General features: G+C 45.1%; 5 protein-coding genes. All 5 read left to right on the forward strand.

The window, feature by feature from the left end; translation table 11 throughout:
• Nucleotides 1–579, forward strand: a 579-nt coding sequence (locus ACR2FV_RS12855; RefSeq protein ID WP_434016091.1) for a 50S ribosomal protein L4, incomplete at its 5' end; no start/stop codon positions are given.
• Nucleotides 579–899, forward strand: coding sequence for a 50S ribosomal protein L23 (rplW, locus tag ACR2FV_RS12860; protein ID WP_434016092.1), 321 nt, complete (start codon nt 579–581; stop codon nt 897–899). The genes ACR2FV_RS12855 and rplW, both read left to right, overlap by 1 nt.
• 95 nt (nt 900–994) lie before the next feature.
• Nucleotides 995–1,825, forward strand: coding sequence for a 50S ribosomal protein L2 (gene rplB / locus ACR2FV_RS12865; RefSeq protein ID WP_434016093.1), 831 nt, complete (start codon nt 995–997; stop codon nt 1,823–1,825).
• A gap of 149 nt (nt 1,826–1,974) precedes the next feature.
• A complete protein-coding gene (rpsS, locus tag ACR2FV_RS12870) occupies nt 1,975–2,265 on the forward strand; it encodes a 30S ribosomal protein S19 (protein ID WP_434016094.1) in 291 nt (96 codons plus the stop codon).
• Nucleotides 2,266–2,377: 112 nt separating this feature from the next.
• Nucleotides 2,378–3,127 carry a 50S ribosomal protein L22 gene (gene rplV, locus ACR2FV_RS12875; RefSeq protein WP_434016095.1) on the forward strand — a complete coding sequence of 250 codons (750 nt, stop codon included), beginning with the start codon at nt 2,378–2,380 and terminating at the stop codon, nt 3,125–3,127.
• Nucleotides 3,128–3,190: the final 63 nt, after the last annotated feature.

Consider the following 3,190-nt stretch of genomic DNA (forward strand, 5'->3'; position numbering starts at 1 on the left):
AATGTTCACGGTCCGCAGCCGCGCGATTGGTCGTATAAAATGCCCAAGAAAATGCGCCGTGGTGCGTTGCGTTCGGCTTTGTCGGAAAGGCTTCGTGAAGGAAACTTGATCGTTGTTGACGAGTTCAAAATTGATAATCCGAAAACAAAAGGCTTTATCAGCATTTTGTCAAAAATGGAACTTGCCGATAAGAAGAATCAAACAAAAACGCTGATTCTTGATTCGCTCGACAACGCTAATTTGATTTTAGCTTCGCGCAACGTCAAGAAAACGAAAGTTACAAATGGTTACGGTCTAAATATTTACGATTTGATTTATCACGAAAAATTGCTTATTTCAAAAGCGGCATTGGAAGAATTAAATCATTTGCTTGACCCGCAACGTGAGAAAGGCGGAGATTCGGAAACAGTTGAAGAAACAACAAAACCGAAGGCGAAAAAAGAAGCTAAACCTAAAGCCGAAAAGAAGGAAGCAAAGCCAAAAGCTAAAAAGGCAGAAAAGGTAGAAGAACCGATAGTCGAAGAAGATTCTTCAGTAGCCAAAGCAGAATCTAAATTAGAAACGGAGGCGGCGGAATAATGATTGAATTAGGTGTTTGGGATATTTTGAAGTCGCCCGTCGTAACGGAGAAAAGCGTTCTTTTGAAGGAAGAAACCAGCGACGACGAGGATTTAGGACAAGTTTTGACTTTCCGCGTCGCCCGCAGAGCAGGTAAAGACGACATCAAAAAAGCGGTTGAAGAAATTTTCGCTGTCAAAGTCGCCAGAGTTCGCACAATGCACTACGAAGGCAAAATGAAAAAACGCGGACGGCAGGAAGGTCGCCGTGCTTCGTGGAAAAAGGCTTACGTTACATTGAAAAAAGGCGAACCGCACATTGATTACGCGGAAGCTATCTAGTCATTCGTCCTTTTTTCTTCGTTCTTCGTTGGTTGATAATTATCTCAATCAAATGAAAAACAAAGGACAAATGACAAAAGACAAAGGACAAAGAAATGGGAATTAAGAGATTAAAACCGACATCACCGGCGCGAAGATACCAAACGTATCTGACGCGCGATGAATTGACTCCGGGCGCAAAACCCTTAAAATCTTTACTCGAAGCAAAGACGCGAATTTCGGGACGCAACAACGACGGACGAATAACGGTTCGTCGGCGCGGCGGCGGACATAAACGCCAATATCGCATTATTGATTTTAAGCGCAACAAAATCGGGATTCCGGGTAAAGTTTCGCAGATTGAATACGATCCGAATCGTTCGGCGCACATTGCTTTGATAACTTATCTCGACGGCGAAAAAAGATATATTATCGCGCCAGTCGGGTTAAAAGAAGGCGCGACGATTATGAGCGGTGCGGACGCGGATATTTTGCCGGGAAACACTTTGCCGATCAAAAACATCCCGCTTGGAACGCAGGTTCACAACATTGAAATGCGTCCCGGAAAAGGCGGACAATTGGCGCGTTCAGCCGGAGTTTTTGCACAACTCGTTGCGAAAGAAGGCGATTACGCGCAGATGAGAATGCCTTCGGGCGAAGTTCGCCGAATTCCTGTTGTCTGCACGGCAACTGTCGGACAGGTCGGCAACGTCGAACACGAAAACGTCAGTTTGGGTAAAGCCGGAAGATCGCGCTGGCTTGGTCGCCGTCCGAAAGTTCGCGGTGTTGTAATGAATCCGGTTGACCATCCGCACGGCGGCGGCGAAGGTAAAACTTCCGGGGGTCGCCATCCCGTTACGCCTTGGGGACAACCGACGCGCGGTTACAAAACCCGCAGAAACAAACGCACAAACAATATGATTGTGCGCGACAGAAGGAAGAAATAAAAGGGTAAAGGCAAAAGGATAAGGGATAAAGTAAGAATTCTCACCTTTTACCTTAATAAGATAAGATGGAAAATAAAAAGGCGAAGTATAATGGATTTAAAAAGATTTATTTTACCCTTTATCCTTCAGCCTTTAGCCTTTAAAAGATTATGCCACGTTCATTAAAAAAAGGTCCGTTTATAGATTTAAGCGTTCAGAAGGTTCTGAAAAGAATTATGGAAGGCGGAAACAAACCGCCGGCGATAAAAACCTGGTCGCGCCGTTCAACAATTACGCCTGATATGGTCGGTTTGACCTTTGGCGTTCACAATGGCAAACGTCATATTCCGGTTTATGTTACGGAGAATATGGTCGGACACAAACTCGGTGAATTTTCTCCGACGAGAATGTTTAAAGGACATCCGGGAACAAAGGCGGAAAAATCCGCGAAAAGAAAATAGATTAGCCGTTAGTCCTTTGTCTTTTGCCCTTTGTTTGTTGAATTAACGCGAACACGATTGCCTAAATTCAAAGAACAAAGAACAAAGAACAAAGAACAAAAGACAAAAGATTATGGAAGCGATAGCAAAATTAAGAAATTTGAAAGGTTCGCCGCAGAAAACGCGGCTCGTGATTGATTTGATTCGCGGGCGCAATGTGTCGCAGGCGTTGTCAATTTTGAAATTTACCAATAAACGCGCGGCTGACCCGATTGCCAAAGTTTTACGCTCGGCGATTGCGAATGCGACTTACGCGGCGGAACAGCAAAATATTGCGATTGACCCGGATGATTTTTTTGTGAAAACCTGTTTCGTTGATATGGGACCGCACAAAAATCGCAGCCGTATGCGTCCCGCGCCGCAAGGTCGCGCTTTTCGTGAACATCGTCATTATTGTCACATCACGGTTTTGCTTTCGAGCGACAAACCTGCGCCGAATGACGATTACGCACCGACTCGAAAGAAAGGTAAGAAATTACTCGCTAAAGAAGCGGGCGAAAATAAAGCAAAGACGACCAAAAAAGCGGAAAAAGCCGATGAGGTCAAAGAAGAAAAGGTAATTACGACGGACCCAGTTGCGGAAATGATGAACACCAAAGAGGCAGAGGTCGAAGCTCCGACGGTTGAAGAAAAAGCCGAAACTGTTGTGCCGGATGAAAACGCCGCATCGGAACAAGCAGTGTTTAATGAACAAGCGGCGGAAAATAAGGAACAAGCGGCGGACGCGAAAGACGCGGCATCGCAGAGAACAGTCGAAATCAACGCAACACAAAAAGCCGACGAAGCGCAGTTGGACGAAAACGAACAGTTAGAAAGGCAGTAAATTATTATGGGACAAAAAGTTCATCCATACGGCTTTCGAGTCGGATACAACAAAGATTGGCAC

The organism is Ornithinimicrobium sp. (genome assembly GCF_051004135.1).
GTDB lineage: Bacteria > Actinomycetota > Actinomycetes > Actinomycetales > Dermatophilaceae > Ornithinicoccus.